Annotated in this window: 18 protein-coding genes, 1 tRNA gene, 6 pseudogenes and 2 riboswitches; of the genes and pseudogenes, 1 reads left to right on the top strand and 24 read right to left on the bottom strand. The window is 39.1% G+C overall.

Translation table 11 applies throughout. The features are described 5' to 3' along the window. Positions 1–13 precede the first annotated feature (13 nt). From L3081_RS12655 to L3081_RS12585, 17 genes and pseudogenes are all read right to left on the bottom strand, one after another. The gene (locus tag L3081_RS12655; protein ID WP_242286543.1) at positions 14–1,267 is read right to left on the bottom strand and encodes a valine--pyruvate transaminase; all 1,254 of its coding nucleotides are present in this window, start codon (positions 1,265–1,267) and stop codon (positions 14–16) included. A 131-nt stretch (positions 1,268–1,398) separates the two neighbouring features. Beyond that, complete coding sequence (locus tag L3081_RS12650; RefSeq protein WP_242286542.1) at positions 1,399–2,067, bottom strand: TonB-dependent receptor domain-containing protein; 669 nt, start codon at positions 2,065–2,067, stop codon at positions 1,399–1,401. Continuing rightward, the gene (locus L3081_RS12645) at positions 2,036–2,626 is read right to left on the bottom strand and encodes a hypothetical protein (protein ID WP_242286541.1); all 591 of its coding nucleotides are present in this window, start codon (positions 2,624–2,626) and stop codon (positions 2,036–2,038) included. The genes L3081_RS12650 and L3081_RS12645 overlap by 32 nt, the downstream gene beginning before the upstream one ends. Positions 2,627–2,657: 31 nt before the next feature. Beyond that, on the bottom strand, positions 2,658–3,296 hold the full coding sequence (locus L3081_RS12640; protein WP_242286540.1) for a TonB-dependent receptor: 639 nt from the start codon (positions 3,294–3,296) through the stop codon (positions 2,658–2,660). Positions 3,297–3,361: 65 nt separating this feature from the next. Beyond that, positions 3,362–3,498, bottom strand: a riboswitch (cobalamin riboswitch). 28 nt (positions 3,499–3,526) lie between these two features. Continuing rightward, a complete protein-coding gene (locus tag L3081_RS12635; RefSeq protein ID WP_242286535.1) occupies positions 3,527–4,354 on the bottom strand; it encodes a cobalamin-binding protein in 828 nt (275 codons plus the stop codon). Further along, positions 4,351–5,928, bottom strand: coding sequence for a cobyric acid synthase (locus L3081_RS12630; RefSeq protein WP_242286533.1), 1,578 nt, complete (start codon positions 5,926–5,928; stop codon positions 4,351–4,353). Before L3081_RS12630 ends, L3081_RS12635 begins: the two co-directional genes overlap by 4 nt. Before the next feature lie 10 nt (positions 5,929–5,938). Continuing rightward, positions 5,939–6,451 carry a bifunctional adenosylcobinamide kinase/adenosylcobinamide-phosphate guanylyltransferase gene (locus L3081_RS12625; protein WP_338027326.1) on the bottom strand — a complete coding sequence of 171 codons (513 nt, stop codon included), beginning with the start codon at positions 6,449–6,451 and terminating at the stop codon, positions 5,939–5,941. Then, complete coding sequence (locus L3081_RS28305; protein WP_338027358.1) at positions 6,435–6,512, bottom strand: bifunctional adenosylcobinamide kinase/adenosylcobinamide-phosphate guanylyltransferase; 78 nt, start codon at positions 6,510–6,512, stop codon at positions 6,435–6,437. Before L3081_RS28305 ends, L3081_RS12625 begins: the two co-directional genes overlap by 17 nt. Further along, positions 6,512–7,302: pseudogene (locus tag L3081_RS12620) on the bottom strand (adenosylcobinamide-GDP ribazoletransferase). The gene L3081_RS28305 and the pseudogene L3081_RS12620 overlap by 1 nt, the downstream one beginning before the upstream one ends. Before the next feature lie 6 nt (positions 7,303–7,308). Continuing rightward, positions 7,309–8,378 (bottom strand): annotated as a pseudogene (gene cobT / locus L3081_RS12615) (nicotinate-nucleotide--dimethylbenzimidazole phosphoribosyltransferase). Between the two features lie 62 nt (positions 8,379–8,440). Beyond that, positions 8,441–9,425, bottom strand: a pseudogene (locus L3081_RS12610) (FecCD family ABC transporter permease). Between the two features lie 97 nt (positions 9,426–9,522). Next, entirely contained in the window at positions 9,523–10,356 is an 834-nt protein-coding gene (locus tag L3081_RS12605; protein WP_274620519.1) for an ABC transporter ATP-binding protein, read from the bottom strand. Between the two features lie 122 nt (positions 10,357–10,478). Further along, a riboswitch (cobalamin riboswitch) is annotated at positions 10,479–10,641 on the bottom strand. A gap of 118 nt (positions 10,642–10,759) precedes the next feature. Beyond that, positions 10,760–11,401: a histidine phosphatase family protein gene (locus L3081_RS12600; protein ID WP_242286531.1), complete on the bottom strand. Its 642-nt coding sequence runs from the start codon at positions 11,399–11,401 to the stop codon at positions 10,760–10,762. A gap of 61 nt (positions 11,402–11,462) precedes the next feature. Continuing rightward, positions 11,463–12,287, bottom strand: a complete 825-nt coding sequence (locus tag L3081_RS12595; RefSeq protein WP_338027325.1) for an acetyl-CoA C-acyltransferase — start codon at positions 12,285–12,287, stop codon at positions 11,463–11,465. After that, on the bottom strand, positions 12,244–12,648 hold the full coding sequence (locus L3081_RS28300) for a thiolase family protein (RefSeq protein ID WP_338027324.1): 405 nt from the start codon (positions 12,646–12,648) through the stop codon (positions 12,244–12,246). Before L3081_RS28300 ends, L3081_RS12595 begins: the two co-directional genes overlap by 44 nt. A 49-nt stretch (positions 12,649–12,697) precedes the next feature. Then, positions 12,698–13,354 carry a 3-oxoacid CoA-transferase subunit B gene (locus L3081_RS12590; protein ID WP_242286529.1) on the bottom strand — a complete coding sequence of 219 codons (657 nt, stop codon included), beginning with the start codon at positions 13,352–13,354 and terminating at the stop codon, positions 12,698–12,700. A 2-nt stretch (positions 13,355–13,356) separates the two neighbouring features. Then, positions 13,357–14,063 (bottom strand): annotated as a pseudogene (locus L3081_RS12585) (CoA transferase subunit A). 147 nt (positions 14,064–14,210) lie between these two features. On the opposite strand from L3081_RS12585, the gene L3081_RS12580 reads away from it, so the two are divergent. After that, on the top strand, positions 14,211–15,110 hold the full coding sequence (locus L3081_RS12580; RefSeq protein WP_242286527.1) for a LysR family transcriptional regulator: 900 nt from the start codon (positions 14,211–14,213) through the stop codon (positions 15,108–15,110). A 180-nt stretch (positions 15,111–15,290) separates the two neighbouring features. On the opposite strand, the gene L3081_RS12575 is transcribed toward L3081_RS12580, so the two are convergent. From L3081_RS12575 to ftsH, 7 genes and pseudogenes are all read right to left on the bottom strand, one after another. After that, a tRNA-OTHER gene (locus L3081_RS12575) sits at positions 15,291–15,377 on the bottom strand. A gap of 104 nt (positions 15,378–15,481) precedes the next feature. Next, positions 15,482–15,901: a preprotein translocase subunit SecG gene (gene secG / locus L3081_RS12570; protein WP_242286525.1), complete on the bottom strand. Its 420-nt coding sequence runs from the start codon at positions 15,899–15,901 to the stop codon at positions 15,482–15,484. A gap of 2 nt (positions 15,902–15,903) precedes the next feature. Beyond that, positions 15,904–16,674 carry a triose-phosphate isomerase gene (gene tpiA, locus L3081_RS12565; protein ID WP_242286523.1) on the bottom strand — a complete coding sequence of 257 codons (771 nt, stop codon included), beginning with the start codon at positions 16,672–16,674 and terminating at the stop codon, positions 15,904–15,906. Between the two features lie 160 nt (positions 16,675–16,834). Next, a complete protein-coding gene (locus L3081_RS12560; RefSeq protein ID WP_242287033.1) occupies positions 16,835–17,071 on the bottom strand; it encodes a hypothetical protein in 237 nt (78 codons plus the stop codon). A gap of 69 nt (positions 17,072–17,140) precedes the next feature. Next, positions 17,141–18,171: pseudogene (gene glmM, locus L3081_RS12555) on the bottom strand (phosphoglucosamine mutase); the annotation flags it as partial. 86 nt (positions 18,172–18,257) lie between these two features. Beyond that, entirely contained in the window at positions 18,258–19,040 is a 783-nt protein-coding gene (folP, locus tag L3081_RS12550) for a dihydropteroate synthase (RefSeq protein WP_242287032.1), read from the bottom strand. A 230-nt stretch (positions 19,041–19,270) separates the two neighbouring features. After that, a pseudogene (gene ftsH / locus L3081_RS12545) lies at positions 19,271–21,230 on the bottom strand (ATP-dependent zinc metalloprotease FtsH). Positions 21,231–21,308: the final 78 nt, after the last annotated feature.

The raw sequence follows: 21,308 nt of genomic DNA, 5'->3' as shown, positions 1-21,308 counted from the left end.
ATTGAGTTAATGTTTAATTAAACGGGTATAACGCCTTTAATTCTTCCTGAATAATGTTGATACCCGCTGTAATTTTCTCTGGGCTTTGGGCGTAAGATATTCTTATGCATTCTTTTTTGTGTTGCCAGTCATCCAACCCGATAAAAAACTCTTCTCCTGGTATCACTAAAACACCTTTAGACTTCAATTTTTGATACAGCTCGTTTGAGGTAATAGGTAGATCTTGTAACCATAACCAGATAAAAATAGCCCCTTCTGGAACGTGAATTCTATAGGGTATTCCTGCTAGTGCCTGTTTAAGCTCTTGAGTAACAAGGTCAACTTTTGTTCGATAATAATGACGTACTGTTTCGGTTAACGTTGTTATTTCATTATTGTTGAATATGCCCGATATTAACGTAGGTCCGGTACTGCTAGTGGCTAAATTACAAATCGTATTTACCCGAGTAAATTGTCCAATAAATTCTTCATTAGCAATAACAATGCCTGTGCGAACTGCGGGTAATCCAAGCTTAGAGAGACTCAGCACTAAAATAGTATTATCATTCCAGTGTGGTTTTGCTTCGACAAACGTAATGTTAGGGAAAGGTAAACCGTAAGCACCATCAATAATTAATGGTATATTATGCTGCTGTGCTATGGCATCAAGCTGATTGATTTCCTCATCAGTTAACACATTACCTGTTGGGTTTGTTGGTCTTGACACGGATAAAGCGGCAATATTTTCGTTAATGTTTAATTGCTCAAAATTAACGTGATACTTAAACATATCATCACCAATCAGTTCAATATCAGGTTTGGTTGATGAAAAGAACCTTTCGCTTAAACCTGCATTGGCATAACCCACATACTCAGGTGCCAATGGAAAATGTATTTTCTTGTTCTCGCCATTTGGCATTTCACCTGCCAAAATGTTGTAAATTGTAAAGAAGGCCGATTGGCTACCGTTTGCAAAAGCGATGTTTTTTTCAGTTATTTGCCAATTAAATCGGCGGCTCAAATAACTTGCCATCTCTTTACGTAATTTTAATTCACCTTGGGGTGATTGATAAACACTTAAGAGGTTAAACCTATCATCGTCACTTTCTGTAATTTGTTTGAGTCTTTGGTGAAAATAATCTTCTATTTCAGGAATACGAGCAGGGTTACCTCCCCCCATAAAAATTAATTCAGGGTTTTCATTGAGTGCAGTACCCAAATCATCCATTAAACTTACAATACCTGATTCTTGGGAAAATTTTTCTCCAAATTTAGAAAGTTTGAACATCGATGATTCCTGTTTTTCTGCGGCGGGTATACGCTAGGCGGGTGTACTCTTGAGATAAAGGGGATTTTACTACAATTACTACATTAAAAAAACACCATAACCAAAACAAGTATTTAAATTATGGTGTTTTATTATAAGGTAAAAAGCGCAAATAAATCAGTAAGCAAGCTAAAAAGTGTAAGTTGCAGCCACTGATAATTTACACCATCAGTATAATAATGCTCGGCAACATCATAATCTTTATCAAAAAGATTATTTAACTTAGCAATAACTGAAAATTTATCAGAAAATTGATAGTTAACCGAAACATTTGTTAATAGTGCAGCATCTAATGTTATTGGCACATATTTGTTATCTTCACTTTTGCCGCGATAATCAAGAGTAATACTCGTGGTTAACGCTTCAATTTGATATCCCAAGGTATATGTTGCTTTCACTTTTGGACGGCGTAACAATTCATTCCCTGTTGATTCATCTTCTGTTTTAACGTAACCCGCAGCAAGTAAATGAGAGAAGTCACCCGATTGTAATGCAACGGTTAAATCAACCCCTTTAGCGGACGCTTTATCAATATTAGCGGGTGACCAATTGCCCTCGGCATCTGGTGCCCAATTAATTAAATTGTCGATATCTGCATCATAAACACTGATTTCAACGCTACCATTAGAAAATGAATTACGTAATAGTATTTCTTTACTTTCAACATTCTCAGGTTTAAGTGCCGGATTACCTGAACCAGGCCAATATAAGTCATTAAACGTAGGCGCTTTAAAACCTGTACCTTGGCTTATACTTAACAACCAGTCTTGATTTAGTTGATAACCAAAGAGAAATGTTATAGGTAGTTTCTTTATCTAATCCTTGAATGTCATCTTGACGTACTGCGCCTTCAAATAAAAAAGCATTCAGTTGATGACGTGCTTGAACAAAAATAGCATTAGCATGTCGTTTATCCTTAACATACGCTGAGCCAGTGTTAGCAACACGCTCTTCGTACCAATCAAATCCACCAACAAAGCTAGTATCTGTACTTAGCCCATACTCAGCCAACAAACCAAACTGATCACGCTTAGTAGTAATATCACTAACCACTTTTGGATCAACACCACCTTCAAAGGTACCTGCTTGATCTTGTGACTTAGCAAAAGAAGTTTCAACTAAGAGTTTTTCACCCTGGTAAACACCGCCCAATTTAACAGAATAGTTTTTATATTCATTCTCATCTGCTCCGCCCCACTGAGTGTCATACAGTGAACCACCTGTTTCATAACGTGAAACTAAATTAAGTGAATACTCATCAGTTAACTGACTTTGACCATTAATGCTAAACGATTGACGGTCGTAACCATCATCATCCATTTGACCATCGTAATCCGTCGCATTAAAACCATCACTTTCTTCTAAAGCACCAAGAAATAGTTAACGAATTTTTTTCATTACCTAAACCGACGGCTGCCTCAGTTTTCCAAAACCCATTACTGCCTACACCGGCAGTAACATAACCTTCACCTGATTGCAGTTTTTTAGTGAAAATTTGAATAACACCACCAATAGCGTCAGATCCCCAAAGTGCACCACGAGGACCTTTTACAACTTCAATACGATCAATTAAACCCACCGACATTGAAGAAAAACTGGTTGTGCCTAATGTTGCTGAACCAACACGTACACCATCTACCAATACCAAGGTGTGATTACTGTTTGTACCACGCATATATACAGAGGCAGCTTGACCTGCGCTACCTAAGTTGGCAACTGTTACCCCTGCAACGGTATTAAGTAATTCGGTAATATTTTGTGGCTGAATCATTTCAATTTCAGCTTTACCGATCACTTGCGTTGATGAAAGTGATAAAAATTGTTCTTGTTGAGAACGATTTGCCGTTACAACAATTTGCTCTAAATTAGCTTCTTCTACTTCGTTGAGATTATCTGCTGCAATTGAGACAGAAGACATCAATGTACTAGAAAGTATTGCCGAAGAAACAGCTAGTTGAATTAATGTTTTATTAAATTGTTTAGTTATCATATTACCCCACTCTATGATGCCCTCCGCATCATCTTGATTACTTGGCCGCGTTGATTACGCCAAATAATAATTAAATAAGTACAAGGTGTCGGACTTAAACTTGTCAATTAACCTCAAGTTATTACCGTTGCGGGGGCAGTATCTAAATTTCATAGATTTCCCTCATTGCTTATTAAAATAAAGTGAAAGAATTTTCACTCGTTAGTCTATTTAATGAGTTTGTGAAGTGCTCAACGAAACTCATCAATTTTTTCACACATATCTTCAATACCTTCTAACATTCGAGTACTGAATCTATGCAATAAATCTGCATTAACATGAATAAAACGGTTATGTTTAACCGCAGGTATTTCGGGCCATTTTCGCCAGTCAATAATAGGTAGCTCTATCGCAGATTTTTCATCCGGATAAATAATAATTTCAGGCTGCGCCACAATCACATTTTCAATACCAATTTGTGGATAAGGCGTTGGGTTACTAGCGAAAACATTCTGCCCCTGGCACACTTCAATCATCTGGTTGATTATTGTCTCTTTATTAATAGTGCGCATTGGCTCTGGCCAAAGTTGATAAAAAACTTTCATTGGTTTGGTATTGACATGGTCTTGACGTAATTTTTCAAGCTTTTTGGTGTAACTATTAGCTACTACTTCGGCTTGCGCTTCATGACCTATAGCTTTTCCGAGGTGTCGAAGTTCACTTGCCACATCTTCAATGTTATGTGGAAGGCTATAAATAATATTCAGCCCCATTTTTTCCATTTGTTCAATGTCTGACGTCTTGTTACCTGATTGCCAAACAATGACTAAATCAGGCTTTAAGGCGAGCAGTTTTTCAATTTGAATGCCATGATATCCTCCAACACGAGGTATAGTTAATGCCGCTTCAGGGTAATCCGCATATTCCACCGTCCCCACTATATTTTCACCAAGACCTATATCAAATAACATTTCAACAATATGCGGCGCAAGAGCAACTATCCGTTGTTCTTTCGCAACACTTGAAAAACAGGCCAAGAGTAAACTGACCAAGGTGCAAATCTGAATTATTTTCTTCATATGGTTTTCTCTGGAGTGTTAGCAGTTGTACTATTACTTGCGTTATGTTCTTTACTTTTACTTGGCTCAGTGGTCACACCTGCCTGTAAAATTTGTTCAATCATATCCATGCGTAAGTGCTCATCACAAATATCAGCTAAACGATTTAGTTGCGCTTCCCTGTGTTGGTCAATATCAATTTCAAACTGAACACCATGGTTATGCTTAACCCACTGTAAAATTGCACTAGTAACATTGCCGTGATCAAACAAACCATGTAAATAGGTTGCTGCAATCTGATTATCGTCAGAAATAAAACCATCATTCCCCGAACTTCCAACAGACAATTCACCTATTAACGGTTTATTAAACGCTGTACCTTCTGATTCTCCACAGTGGATTTCATAACCATTCACGTTGCAGTGCTGCCCTGATAAGCTTAATTTTCCTGACACACGGGTAAGAATTTTTTCTGTTGTTAAGGTCGTCGTAAAGTCAGCTAGCCCCAATCCTGAAATCGACCGTTCTTCGATCGTGTCTTTATCACTAAAACTTGATTCTATACCATGAGGATCCATTATTTTTTGCCCTAACATTTGTAAGCCACCACAAATACCAAGCAGTTTGCCTCCATATCTTAAATGACGATTAATATCGTCTTGCCAACCTTGGTCTTTTATAAACGTTAAATCGGCAATAACATTTTTACTACCGGGTATAATAACTAAATCATAATTTTCAATTCGCTCACCTGTTTTAACATAACGCAAATCTATTTCGGGATTAAGCCTTAATGGATCAAAGTCAGTGTGATTACTCATATGGGGTAACAAAGGCACAGCAATTGAAATTTTAGGTGAACTAATATTGTTCTCCATAGCAACAGCATCTTCAGCATCAAGCGCTAAATCATGTAGATAAGGTAAAACCCCCAAAGGCACTGGTTTGCCAGTACGCTTTTCTAGCCAGGTTAATCCTGATTCAAGTAAGGCAATATCTCCACGAAAACGGTTGATGATGAATCCCTTCACTCTCGCTTTTTCAGACTCAGACAATAATTCAAGGGTGCCCACTAAATGCGCAAACACACCGCCACGATCAATATCCGCTACGATAATCACGGGACAATTAACTTTCTCGGCATACCCCATATTCGCAATATCATGAGCACGTAAATTAATTTCAGCAGGGCTACCTGCGCCTTCAACAATCAGTACATCAAAGTCATCAGCGAGGCGATGATGAGACTCAAGCACAGCATTCATCGCTACTTTTTTATAGTCGTGATAACTACTCGCTTCCATATTTGAAAGCGCTTTACCCTGAACAATCACTTGTGCACCAGTATCACTATTGGGTTTCAATAATATCGGGTTAAAATCAACACGTGGTGCTACTTTTGCAGCGATTGCCTGTAGCGCTTGTGCTCGTCCTATTTCACCACCATCATCCGTAACGGCACTATTCAACGCCATATTCTGCGGTTTAAAAGGCGCGACTTTCACACCTTTATTGGCAAACACCCGACAAAGTCCGGCAACCACCGTACTTTTACCTGCGTCAGAGGTAGTTCCTTGTATCATTAACGTTTTCATTTACGCTCCTTTATTCCATTGGATTTGACTTAAGTGACAATGCTATGCCTGCCATTATAAAATCAACATTGTTTGCTATTGCGGCAATGTCTTGGTGTAACCAACCGGCTTGATCCACAAAATGTCGAGATAACTCCCCTAAAGGTACAATCCCATGTCCTACTTCATTACTCACTAACACTAAATGGACATTACTCGTATGAGTAAAACCGGCAAGAACATTAAGAAAAGATTGTTTTTCATACTGCCGGCAATTACCGTCAGTTATACATAAACAATTGCTTAACCATAACGTCAGACAATCCACCAAAATAGTAATCGGCTTTTCATGCTCACACGTGTGTTTTAATACTAACTGCTCAATAGCCTTGCCTAAATCAGTAGGCGATTCAACTAACGTCCAATGCTTAGGACGTAGTGCTTGATGCTGTTTAATTCGCGCTGACATTTCTTTATCTAACGATTGTGCGGTTGCAATATAAATAACTTGGGCATTAAGATCTGTTTCATATTCTTTGGACAAGCCTCTCAGCAAACGAACTTTTTCCAGAGCGCGCACCGCCTAAAATCAAATGAATAGACATTAGTTAGTCACTCCAGAACCAAAAACCAATAAACTCAAATAAATAACGATTTCGCTACTTTGTTGGGCTGCACCTAAACAATCACCCGTGTAGCCACCTAACTGGCGCGTAAACCAAAAAGCTAATAAGGCTCTAAAAATAAAGAGAATAACAAACAATAAGACACATTCTCCTATAGGCAAAAACCATAAACTCACTAGCAGCCCTGTTGCCAATAAAGTAAGTAAACTATTGCTTGATAAATACTGAGCTAGCGGTTTGACTTTCGAGGTAGCATCTAGCGCCACATAAGTCATGTTGAAAATTAAACTCGTTGCAACAACTCTGCTTAATGTATTCGCAACGATCAATGCAACAAACGGTGAAGCTAACGACTGTAAACTCTGAAATTTTAAAAATAAAATCAAAAATAATGCAGCAGCGCCGTAGGTACCTAAACGGCTATCTTTCATAATATTTAGCTTTTGCTCAACAGTCCAACCGCCACCAAAACCATCCCAAACATCTGCCCAACCATCTTCATGAAAAGCACCCGTAAGTAATAAACTGACGGCCATGGTAAGCAAAATGGCAATTGATTTAGGTAAAAAATCAGCGCTTACCGTATACACTAAAGCACAAATAAGTCCGACTAATAAACCAACCAAAGCAAAATAACGGTGGCCTTATTTAACTGCTCGGGCGTAATTTCAGCAGGTAAACATATAGGTATACGTGTAAAAAAACTCATTGCTAACAAAAACAATGTTGCCTCTTCTTTTACCTGTAAATTCTTATTTATGTTTATCATTATTATTTATACAACTTTAGTTACCGCGGCTTGTTCAAAACTTGCCATCTCATTATAAAAGGCAACAGCTGCTTGAATAAGTGGAAGGGCTAAGGCACTACCTGTGCCTTCACCTAGGCGTAAACCAAGATTTAATAACGGCTCAACACCAAGCCATTTGAGCATTTTTTCGTGCCCCTGCTCTCCCGAACAATGGGCAAATATCATGTAATCTAATACCGGCGGGTTTATCTGCTTAGCAACCATCGCTGCCGCAGTGCAAATAAAACCATCTATAAGTATCAACATCCCTTGCTCTGCAGCAGCTAAGATAGCCCCTGTGATTTGTACAATTTCAAATCCACCTAAGCAAGCAAGTAATTGCATAGGATCAGCCAAATTATTACAATGCAAACTTAGCGCTTGCGCAACTACCTGTTGTTTTTTAAGTACAATATCGTCAGACACGCCGGTGCCTCTACCAACAGTTTCTTCTGGTGAAAGGTGCATTACAGCAGCCATAATCGCTGAGGCTGAGGTGGTATTGCCAATGCCCATTTCGCCAAAAGCTACTAAGTTGCATCCGCTAGCTTTTGTTTTTTTTATTAAATCACCCGCTAAAACAAAGCCTTGCTCTACTGTTGCCAATGACATAGCAGGAACTTGATGCAGTGGTTGTGTAATTGAGCCTAATCGTTGATTAATTACATTTAAGTTTGCTGCTTTGGTTCATGGAGTATTCCCGCGTCAACAACGCTTAACTGCCAACCTAATTGTTTACAAAACACATTGATTGCTGCTCCCCCTGTCGCAAAGTTAGCAACCATCTGCCCCGTTACTTCACTTGGTGCTATCGACACACCTTCAGCCGCTACACCGTGGTCTCCTGCAAACACAAAAAGGTTAGGATTATTAATAACCAATGCGTTTGATTGGGTCGCATTCATTAATTGAATTCTCGCTATTTTTTTAGCGATTATTTCCAATTGCCCTAACGCACCTAATGGTTTCGTTTTTCCATCAATCTTCGCTTGGATTAGTTCATCGAATTGCGTAGTAACGGATGTAATGGTATGTGTCATTTTTTTCTCTTTAATTAAAAAGTCACGAGTTAACAAATATTTATTCGTTCACTATGGCTAACATATTAACTTACAACTTAACTTGGTCTGTTTTTTCTAAAATATAACAAGGTAAGGAAAAACAAACTTCCCGTTGCTGCAGTAATGACACCTACGGGTAATTCTTGATTCTCCAAAAGAGTTCGTGACAATATATCAACCCAAATCATAAATATACCGCCGATCAAAGCTGTTAACACTATGCCAAAAACAGTGCCTTGCGAGATAAAAAACCGAACGATATGTGGAATCATCAAACCAACAAAGCCAATACCACCGCACATAGAAACCAATGTAGCGGTAATCAACGAACTGAGTAACAACATGATAATACGAAAGCGATTAACCTTAATCCCTAAAGTTGTAGCACTTTCATCACCTAATAACATGGCATTGAGTTGACGCCGATAAGCCAACATAAAAATAATACAGGTGCTGATCACACACGTGGGAAATAACAAGTTTTCCCACTGTGCACGTGAAAAACTCCCCATGGTCCAAAACAGCACTGCTGTCACTGCTTGCGGGTCGGTATGGTAAAGCAGTAAGCTAGTAAAGGAGCTAAATAAAAAAGATAAAGCGACGCCCGCTAACAACATTGATTCAACTTGCTGACTTTGTCTGCGCCCAGAAATTAGCATTAACATCACCATAGCAACCAAGCTGCCGGCCGAAAGCGGCAATGGGAGTAAACACTGTGAAAATTCCGCCTGTAAAGGCAATAAGAATAACGACGCCAAGGGATGCACCTGATGAAATACCAAACAGATACGGGTCAGCCAAAGGGTTACGTGTTACTATTTGTAAGATAAGACCAGAGATAGCTAAGCCGCAACCGACCAATAGCGCAAGTATGGCTCTGGGCATACGTAATTCCCAAATTATACGCTGTACAAAACCTGTGTCAGTCGTTGTTTCTGAGGGAAAAATACTACGCCACACATCCGTAAAAGATATATCAGCAGCTCCCAGTGAAAGTGCACAAAACAAACTAAACACACAACAACATAGTACAAGTACCATGATGATAGGTTGGCTAATATGGACCTTCCGTAACAGTGCCCTCTGCGGCTTACTAATGGTGACAGCAACAGGCGTATTGCTTTTATTCGCAACCGCTTTAAACATGGTTATCTCCTTTATCCTGCTCATTTTGGATATAACCATAGTAATAAGAAATATGAGGAACTTTATGTTGATGATGTTCGCTTATATGTGCACAAACGCCAAAAACATCTGATAACATTTCTCGAGTGAGCACGGCTTTCGGTGATCCTTGGCATACGAGTTTCCCTTGATTTAAAACAAGAATATTATCGCACATGGCGCTAGCAAGGTTTAGATCATGAAAGGAGGCGATAATAGTGATACCAAGAGATTTTGCTAATTCCATTATCTGAATTTGATAACGTACATCTAAATGGGCGGTGGGTTCATCCATTATCAATAAACTGGGTGATTGCACAATGGCACGAGCAATTAATGCTCGTTGCTTTTCTCCCCCAGATAAATGCTCAAAATTTTGTTGTGTTTTATGTAACAAACCGACCTGTTTTATCGCCTGAACTATTTTTTCATCATCGGTTTTATTTGCCCGTGCAAATATCCCTTTATGGGGAATTAACCCTAAGGCGACAACATCATGAACGGTTAAATTAAAATGGGAGGGTGTTTCTTGAAGAACAACAGCAACGTTTTTGGCAAAATCACTCGGTTTTATCTGCCAAATATCTTGATAATTAAACTTTACAACACCTTGTTCAGGCTTAACATAACGGTATAAACAGCGAAGTAAACTTGACTTGCCGGCACCGTTTGGCCCAAGAATACCAGTAAAACTACCTTTTTTAACTGAAAAACTAATATCATCGAGGATCACATTGCCGTCAGTACACCAAGTAAGGTGTTCTGCAGCTAATAACTCAGATCTTGGGTTTCCCGTGCCTTGACTCAACGTTTGCTCGCTTATTTTATAAGGCGGGCAAACAACGCACAATCGATTCTTTGTTGTTAACTAAAAATAACGTCACAACTGAATGAATATACACTGTTCGAGTAACCCGCTCGAATTAATATAGGTGATTAACTTTTAATGGGTATCCTGACTTATCAGACTATTACACAAGTTTAACTTGGGTAAATATTTAACACTGACTTACAGTTGCGGGTACAGTTGTGGTCTTTCACCACATTCCCAAATATCGCACGTTAGTTTATATTGATAAACGTTAGTATTGATGCGATAACATTAAAATTTAATGACTATTCTTTACAGCACGAGATTATCGGCGGCTGAGCAAAAATAGCAAGTGTTATTTGCCATTAATTAACCAAAATCAATGACAAATCAATATAATTTATAACACAAGTTTTGACCAAACTTTACCTAACTCATCCCTATATAGTGATATTTTTATCAAACTTGCATATGGCACATCAATTGATGCCATATGCACAGTACCAGGAATTGGTAAATTTAAGACTTTAGCCAATAGATATTTGATTACGCCGGCATGAGTAACCACCAAGGTATTTTGTAACGGCTTGTCTGCACAATAGTCTTGCCACCAACTATCAACGCGGCTTACAAAGCTCGCCATCATTTCACCATTGGGTGGTTGATGTTGCCAAGGGTTTTGCCAAAAATCACCAATAGAACTTGTTTCAGCTTGTTTGGGCATATCCCATAACGATTGATAGCGTTGACCGTCCCAATCACCAAAATCCATTTCTTGTAATTGATTATCAACGTCGAGGGATAAGTTATGTTGCTGACAATACTCTTTTGCCCATGCATGGCAGCGAATTAAAGGTGAACTAATACAGTGATTGATATCCTGAAGTGACTCTGTCGCTTGCGATAACTGCTTCATTCCAACGTCAGACAAGGAAACATTAGTTTTACCCGCTAAAATACCCGGTGTACGTATTTCACCGTGGCGTAATAAATACAGTATTCCCTCACCTACGGGCATTAACGCTGATTTTTTGTTTGTCATTGTTACTCAAAATTTTTTATCAAGGCAATTTACCTGATAATACCTGACATTGAAAGTTAGACTAACAGCGTTCTATTAACGCAGCAATACCTTGTCCGCCGCCAATACACATAGTAACAACAGCATACTTACCTTGAATGCGTTGTAATTCATAAATGGCTTTAACGCTAATTAATGCGCCTGTAGCGCCAATAGGATGACCAAGCGAAATACCTGAGCCATTCGGGTTTACTTTACTCATATCAAGTTCAAGATCACGACATACTGCTAGTGCTTGCGAGGCAAAAGCTTCGTTAATTTCCCAAACATCAATATCATTTTTGCTAATGCCCGTTTTTGCTAATAAATTATTTACCGCAGGTACAGGACCCACTCCCATAATTTCAGGTGCAACACCGGCAAAAGCATAACCCACTAACTTAGCAATTGGCTTTAAACCATTTCTTTTAGCATATTCACTATCTGCCATTACCACTGCGGCTGCCGCATCATTTATACCTGAAGCATTACCTGCCGTTACGGTACCGTCTTTTTTAAATACTGTACGCAGTTTTTCCATATCGGCTAACGTACAATCAAAACGAACATGCTCGTCAGTATTATAAACCGTTACGCCTTTACGCGTTTTCAGTTCAATATCAACAATTTGATCACCAAAACGATTTTCTTCAATAGCACGTTGTGCACGACGATGAGACTCTACTGCAGCTTCATCTTGCTCAACTCGAGTAATGCCCCATTGCTCAGCAACATTTTCAGCCGTAACCCCCATGTGTGTACCGCCAATAGGACACGTTAACGCACCCACCATAGGGTCAACCATTTGAACATCTCCCATTTTGCTACCAAAACGAGCTGTTGGTACCCAATAAGGTACACGAGACATAGATTCTGCTCCACCAAAGAACAGCTAAATCACAGTCATTTAATAACAATAACTGCGCCGCTGATACAATGGCTTGTAAACCTGAACCACATAGGCGATTAACCGTTAACGAAGGCGTTGCTTCAGACAAACCACCTTTAAGTGCAGCAACCCGACTCATGTACATATCGCGACGATCAGTGTGAGTCACATTACCAATAACACAATGACCAACATCTTCACTCTTTACACCTGAGCGCTTAACCGCTTCAGCGACCACAATCCCGCCCAAGTCTGTTGGTGCAATATCTTTTAATGAACCACCAAAATCCGCAATAGCACTACGAACACCACTTAAAAAAACCACTTCACGATCTGACATAATATTCTCTTATTTTCAAAATTATAGATACAAACGCAATAAACAACGGTTAAAACTGCATTTCAGGTACATTGTCAGGAACAACCAATTCCCCTGCTGTTAATTTAACAATTTCATCAACCGAAACCCCAGGAGCACGTTCTAACAAATGAAATTTACCTTCTTTAATTTCAAGAAATGCCAAATCAGTCAGTACTTTTTTAATGCACCCTTTGCCTGTTAGTGGCAAGGTACAATCAGCTAACAGTTTTGATTCACCATGTTTTGACGCATGAGTCATGGTGACAATAATATTGTCTGCCCCTGCAACTAAGTCCATTGCACCGCCCATTCCCTTAATTAATTTTCCTGGGATCATATATGACGCAATGTTGCCATTAACATCGACTTCAAAAGCACCTAATACAGTTAGATCAACATGGCCCCCACGAATCATGGCAAATGATTCAGCTGAATCGAACAAAGACGCGCCTTTTGCCATGGTAACTGTTTGTTTACCCGCATTAATCAAATCAGCATCTATCTCTTCTTCGGTTGGAAATTGCCCCATACCTAACAGGCCATTTTCAGATTGCAGCATAACTTCCACACCTTCAGGTACATAGTTAGCAACCAACGTTGGAATACCTATGCCTAAATTTACATAATAACCGTCTTGCAATTCTTGGGCGACACGTTGCGCAATTTGTTCTCTGGATAAGGCCATGATTATTCTCCTGAAAGTCTGGTGGTTCGTTGTTCAATTCGTTTTTCAAATGTGCCTTGAATTAAACGATTTACATAAATACCGGGAGTATGAATTTCATCAGGGTTCAACTCACCTGGCTCTACAATTTCTTCTACTTCAACCACGGTTATTTTACCGGCCGTTGCCGCCATAGGATTAAAATTACGCGCTGTTTTTCTAAAAACCAAATTACCATACTTGTCAGCTTTCCACGCTTTTACAATGGCAAAATCACCCGTGATCGATTCTTCTAAAATATAATCTCGACCATTAAACTGACGTTCATCTTTCCCTTCAGCAACTGGCGTACCCACACCCGTTGCCGTATAAAAAGCGGGGATTCCGGACCGCCTGCACGCATTTTTTCAGCCAACGTGCCTTGGGGTGTTAGTTCTACCTCAAGTTCACCTGACATCATCTGACGTTCAAACTCTGCATTTTCACCCACGTACGAGGCCACAATTTTTTTTATTTGGCGATTAGGTAACAACAAGCCTAAGCCAAAATCGTCTACCCCACAGTTGTTAGATACAAGTGTTAAGCCTTTAGTACCTTTACGTTTTATCTCGGTAATTAAGTTTTCTGGAATACCGCACAAACCAAAACCGCCCGCGATAACAGTCATGTTATCTGTTAACCCTGCCATAGCTTCTTCATAGCTATGCACTACTTTATTAAACCCTGCCATATTATTTTACTTTTCTTATTATGTAAGAAGAGCCCTTATGTTTGTAAAAACTAGGGCCTAAGCATCTTACAATTGAATAGTTTTGTAAAATTGATTAATATTAATAATTGATAACTTGTTTTTATAAATAAACTTTGTGGATGTAACGTGAATGTAACCATTAAACAGATTAGAGCTTTTCTAGCGGTGGTTGAGGTAAACAGTTTTGTTGAAGCCGACGAACTGCTGCATATATCGCAACCCGCGTTAAGCACTACCTTTAAAAACTTAGAAGAGAGTGTTGGCGGAAAACTATTAGCAAGATCAACACGAACACTGTCGCTAACCCCTGAGGGAGAAATATTTTTACCTGTGGCTAAGCGGTTACTCGCAGATTTTGATAATGCTTTTATTGAGCTTAATGAATTATTTTCATTACAACGCGGTAATTTATCACTCGCTGCAATGCCCTCTTTTGCAAGTACACATCTACCGCAGCATCTTTTCGAATTTAACAAAAAGTATCCTGCCATCAAGGTCAAAATTCACGATGTTATCGCTGAAGATGCTATTGAAATGGTACAAACGGGTAAAGTAGAATTTGCAATAAGCTTTGATCCTGGAACGTCAGACGACCTCAGGTTTGAGACTTTATATTCTGATAGATTTGTTGCTGTTTTTCCAAAAAACCACCCTTTGATGCAAGTTAATCAAGTGGCATGGCAACATTTAATTGATTATCCTTTTATCACCCTAAAACGCCCTTCGAGTATTAGGTTACTCATGGACAATATACTGGCAGAGCAAGATATATTCTTAAATGTAAGTTTTGAAACCAACCAATTAGCCACGGTTGTTCAAATGGTAGCAACCGGCTTAGGCGTAAGTGTTATGCCATCGCTTTATAAACAACAAATGCAAGCGTTAAACCTTGAGTTTAGAGAGCTATCATCACCCGTAATCAGTCGTAGAGTTGGCATTATTACTCGTCGTAGATATCCACTATCTAAAACGGCACAAGCTTTCGCCGAAGTATTACAACGTTATTATCAACAACTACTACTTTAACACGTGAAGTGCTTTGGTTGATGGTTATCTCATTTAACTGTTATTCAACAACTTATAGAATATAAGTAAAATTTATTTCAACCAAGAACAGCAAACTTACCATCAAAATTCATAAAAAAACCGCTAAGCTTTATTTTTAAAGGCTTAACGGTCTATTTCGTTCTTCTTTGTTAAATCTAGTGGTGCGGATGGGGGGACTTGAACCCCCACGACCTAAGTCACCCGACCCCTCAAGTCAAGCGCGTCTACCAATTCCGCCACATCCGCGCAATACTAAATTTATTCTATTTGTTATTTATGTTAACTTGCTATTATTGAGGTTACTTAGCTAAGTTACTTTTGTGCTATTTATACTAGCCGCGATACTTGCGTTATTTAGGAATATCGCTTTCGTCTTTTTCAGTAATAGGCGCGTCTGCTACAGGTACGTCTGAGTTTTCAATTATTTGTTGAGGCTCTGCGCTTGCATCAATTGTATCACTTGGAATAGCATCTGTAGCAATAGTTTTCTCGCTAACGGGGGCACTTAGGTCATTCCATTCTTCTACCGATTTAGTACGGTTTGCCGTTAGGTTACCTAGTACTAAACTGATAACAAAAAAGCCTATGGCTAACCATGTTGTCATTTTAGTTAAAAAGTTACCTGAGCCGCCTGAGCCAAAAACCGTTGCTGATGAACCGGCACCAAACGATGCGCCCATATCAGCACCTTTACCTTGTTGAATTAACACTAAGCCGATTAGGGCTAAGGCAATAAGTACATAGGCTATAATTAAAACTTGATACAACATTTTTACTTTCCTTTAGCTGCTGAACAAATCACTTTGAATTGTTCAACGTGTAAACTAGCACCGCCAATAAGACCACCGTCTATATCGGGTTGTGCAAATAATTCTTCACAGTTTGACGCGTTAACGCTGCCACCATATAACAAAGGCACTTTAGCCGCGACATTTTCATTAGCTTTCGCTAAAAATTGGCGAATAAATTGGTGTGTTTCTTGTGCCATCTCGCTTGATGCTGTTTTTCCTGTACCTATAGCCCAAACGGGTTCGTAGGCAATAACAACATCAATAAATTTTTCTATACCTACTTCATCAATCACGGGTTGTAATTGTGAGGCAAGTACTGTTTCTGTTTGTTCCGTTGCTCGCTCTGCTTCACTTTCGCCAATACATAAAATAGGCGTTAAACCTGCATTTAGTGCAGCCTTAACTTTATGAGCGGCTTGGGTAGAAGTTTCATGATATAAGCATCTACGTTCAGAGTGCCCTATAATAACAAATTCTACCGACAATTCCTGCAACATTTTTGTAGAAATTTCACCAGTAAATGCACCATTGTCATGTTCACTGACATTTTGAGCGCCTATACTGATGGCTGCATTTAATTTATCTTCTTTTGCTTTTACTACTAATGCTGATAAATAGGGGGCGCTAGGACAAATCACTACATTGACATTGTCTTGTAGTTCAACGTTATTTAAGCCCGAAACCATGGTGTTAACTAAAGCTGAATCACCATTCATTTTCCAGTTAGCTGCAACGATTGCTCGTCTAGTCATAAAATATCCTCTATCCACTTTTCAATGCATTGTAAAATGAAGCCGCGAGATATTAACCAACCTGAGATTAACTTACAAGTGATAAGTTAAAATCTATCAAATATCATTACAATTTTTTGTGTAATTGCTGTTTTTTCAAACATATAATATGTTTATTGAATTAACTTGCTAATTTCACGGCGTCGGCAATTTCATTTGCTAATGCGGTTACTTCATCCATCATTGGCCCTTCAACCATCACTCTAATCAACGGTTCAGTACCAGACTTACGTAATAATACGCGCCCTCGCCCTGACAACACTTCATTAACCCGCTCTACTGATGCTTTTACACTAGAAGAATTGATTGGGTCACTATCACCAGTAAAACGTACATTAACTAATATCTGTGGCAGCATGGTCATGCCTTGACGTAGTTCAAATAATGATTTATTTTGCTGCTTAATCGCGGTTAACACGTTTAAAGCGGCAATAATACCATCTCCTGTTGAGGTATGGTTCAAGTTAATAATATGACCTGAATTTTCAGCACCGAGTTGCCGCCTTTCTCTCTGAGTAATTCCATTACATATCTGTCGCCAACATTGCTGCGCGCAAATGGTATGTCTAGTTGCTCTAATGCTAGCTCTAGCCCCATGTTACTCATCAGTGTGCCAACAACACCACCTTCAAAAACGCCCGATTTTAAATCGTTACAGGCAATAATATATACCACTTCATCGCCATCAATAACGTAACCGGTGTGATCTACCATCATTAAACGGTCACCATCACCATCAAGTGCAATACCTAAATCGGCTTTGTGTTCAACCACGGCTTCACTGATCAATTTCATTGAGGTGGCACCACAACCATCGTTGATATTGATACCATTCGGTGATGCTCCTACTTCTATAACATTGGCGCCTAATTCACGAAAAACATTAGGGGCAATATGGTAGGTTGCGCCATGAGCACAATCAACAACGATGGTTAGATTTTGTAATGACATTTGGCTTGGAAAATTACTTTTACAAAATTCGATATAACGCCCTGCTGCATCTTCAATTCGGTAAGCTTTACCTAAATTAGCGCTTTCAACACAACCCATAGGTTTATCTAATTCTGCTTCAATGGCTAGTTCAACTTCATCCGGTAATTTTTGCCCGTCTTGTGAGAAAAATTTGATGCCGTTATCATAGTAAGGATTATGAGATGCACTGATCACAACACCCGCTTCTGCACGGAATGTTTTTGTTAAGTAAGCAATACCTGGTGTAGGCATAGGCCCTAAAAGACCAATATCGATACCTGCAGCAGAAAATCCGGCTTCTAAAGCAGATTCAAGCATGTAACCTGAGATGCGCGTATCTTTACCAATTAATACTTTTTTAGTGCCTTGAGCAGCTAACACTTTACCTGCGGCATAACCCGACTTCATAACAAATTCAGGTGAAATGGGGTATTGACCGACTAACCCACGAACACCATCAGTTCCAAAATATTTACGACTAGACATTGTTTTTCCTTTATCTTTATATTTAATTTTTTAGCTTATTACTTACTTGCTATTAGCGATAAACTAATCATCTCGCGAGTAGCTGCTTACGTTTCCTGTTGAGCTACTGCGGTTAAAATTTTTATTGCATCAACTGTTTCTGCCACATCATGTACACGTATTATACTGGCTCCTTGTTGCACAGCAATAATGGCAGACGTTAAACTACCCGCTAAACGTTGATTAACATCACGGTTTAATAAATTACCGAGCATTGATTTACGTGATGTACCAGACAGTAATGGTAAATTTAGTGTTTTAAACATGTTCATTTGCGCAAGCATTTTATAATTATCAGTTAACGTTTTACCAAAACCAAAACCGGGATCTAAAATTAGTCGGCTTCTTTCAATGCCTTTTGCTTCGCAACATTGAATACGTTGTTTAAAAAAGTCGATAATATCAAGTATTATGTTTTCGTAATATGGATTTTCTTGCATTGTTCTTGGCATGCCTTGCATATGCATTAAACAAACTAAAATATTGCTTTGTGCAACAATCTCAAGACAACCATCATTTTGCAGCGCTCGCACATCATTAATGATATCTGCACCGTGAGTAATCGATTCACTCATTACCCCTGCTTTACTGGTATCAATTGACACTTTAACATTAAAGCGAGATTTTATGGCTTTGAGTAATGGAATAACACGGGCTATTTCGTCTTGCTCGCTTACAGCGGATGCACCAGGACGTGTGGATTCACCACCAATATCAATAATATCAACACCATTGTTTATCATTGACTCAACCTGCATTAAGGCATTATCCATATGAGCAAATTTTCCGCCATCTGAAAAAGAGTCTGGGGTAACATTTACTATCCCCATGACTTGAACACTTTTTAGGTGTGACAATGGGGTAATATCAGTGATGTGTTGACTTGATTCGGCTTTATTATGCGTTGTGCGTTTGGTTTGATTTTTTAACGATGTTTCAGACATGGTTCTATGAGTACGGGTTATATAAATATTTTAAACATTGTGTGTAAAAATAAAGCCTCGATGTTTACGTTATATAGGTAAACATCGAGGCTTATTAATCACTGTGAAATAACTAGCTATTTAGCCGGTGTATCACTGCTTGGCTCAGTTAAATCTGGTGTTACTTTAACATCAGGCTTTTCTGGTTTTTTAGCAGAGCCACCTTTAGTTGAGTTTGAACTCGAATTGATATCAGAGTCACTATCATCCCAGTCAGTCAAGTTGTCTAACGTCTGTTCTTGCCATTAAATCATCAATTTGTAATGCATCTATAGTTTCATATTTCATTAGCGCATCTTTCATCGCATGTAAAATATCAATATTATCATTAATTATTTTTTCAGCGCGGTGATAGTTACGATCGATTACTGACTTAATTTCTTCATCAATTAATTTAGCCGTTTCGTCTGACATATGTAATGACTTCGCAGACGTTCTACCTAAGAATACTTCGCCTTCTTCTTCAGCGAAAAGCATGGGTCCTAACTTTTCAGAAAGTCCCCATTGCGTTACCATTTTACGGGCAATATTTGTAGCGCGCTCAATATCATTTGATGCGCCTGTTGACACTTTATCACTACCATAAATAACTTCTTCAGCAATACGACCACCATATAATGAAGAAATATTACTTTCTAAATGCTGTTTAGAGTGACTGAATCTGTCTTGTTCTGGTAAATACATGGTAACGCCCAACGCACGACCACGAGGAATAATACTGACTTTGTAAACAGGATCATGATCCGGCACTAGTCGACCAATAAGCGCATGACCCGCTTCGTGGTATGCGGTCATTTCTTTTTCTGACTCGCTCATCACCATAGACTTACGTTCTGAGCCCATCATGATTTTATCTTTCGCTTTATCGAATTCGTGCATACTTACCGTACGACGTGAAGTACGTGCAGCCCATAAAGCCGCTTCATTAACTAAGTTAGCTAAGTCAGCACCAGAAAAACCAGGTGTTCCGCGTGCAATAACCGCCGCTTTAACATCATCACCCAATGGTACTTTGCGCATATGTACTTTTAAAATTTGTTCACGACCACGAATATCAGGTAAGCCTACAGTTACTTGACGGTCAAAACGACCTGGGCGTAATAAAGCAGGGTCTAATACGTCTGGACGGTTAGTAGCAGCGATAACGATAACGCCTTCATTACCTTCGAAACCATCCATTTCTACTAGCATTTGGTTTAGGGTTTGTTCACGTTCATCATGTCCGCCTCCCATACCTGCACCACGTTGGCGACCTACTGCATCAATTTCATCGATAAAGATGATACATGGGGCTGCTTTTTTCGCTTGTTCAAACATATCACGAACACGAGAAGCACCAACACCAACAAACATTTCAACAAAGTCTGAACCTGAAATAGTAAAGAAAGGTACTTTTGCTTCACCCGCAATAGCTTTTGCTAGTAACGTTTTACCTGTACCAGGTTGGCCAACAAGTAAAATACCTGAAGGAATACGGCCACCCAGTTTTTGAAACTTCGTTGGTTCGCGCAAGTACTCAACTAGCTCAGCCACGTCTTCTTTAGCTTCGTCACAACCGGCGACATCAGCAAAGGTAGTTTTGATTTGTTCTTCACCTAATTGACGAGCTTTTGATTTACCAAAAGACATAGCGCCTTTTCCGCCGCCACCTTGCATTTGGCGCATAAAGAAAATCCAGACGCCAATTAATAGGATCATTGGGAACCAAGAAACAAAAATTGTTGTTAGGAAACTCGTTTCTTCAGGTAATTTACCTTGGGCACGAACACCTTGTTTAACAAGATCATTGATTAAGTCACGATCATAACCACCAGGAATTGTCGTGGTATAAGTTTCTCCACTGCGTTTTTCACCTGTAATCACACCATTTCTGTCTACGTTAGCATCACGAATTTGTCCTTGACGAACATCGGTGATGAAACGGGTATAGTCCATTTGTGATTCATTGGCTGTATTTGGAGAAAAACTCTGAAAAACAGACATTAAAACAACGGCTATTACTAACCATAAAATAAGATTTTTTGCCATATCGCTCAACTTAATGACCTCATTGGGTTTGAAAATTTAATATACTTTGGTCGGAATAAATGCCAACCCAAACTATCATGTTGTGCC

The organism is Colwellia maritima (assembly GCF_022669015.1).
Taxonomy (GTDB): Bacteria; Pseudomonadota; Gammaproteobacteria; order Enterobacterales; family Alteromonadaceae; genus Colwellia; species Colwellia maritima.
This window is presented reverse-complemented; position numbering and strand designations above follow the sequence as displayed.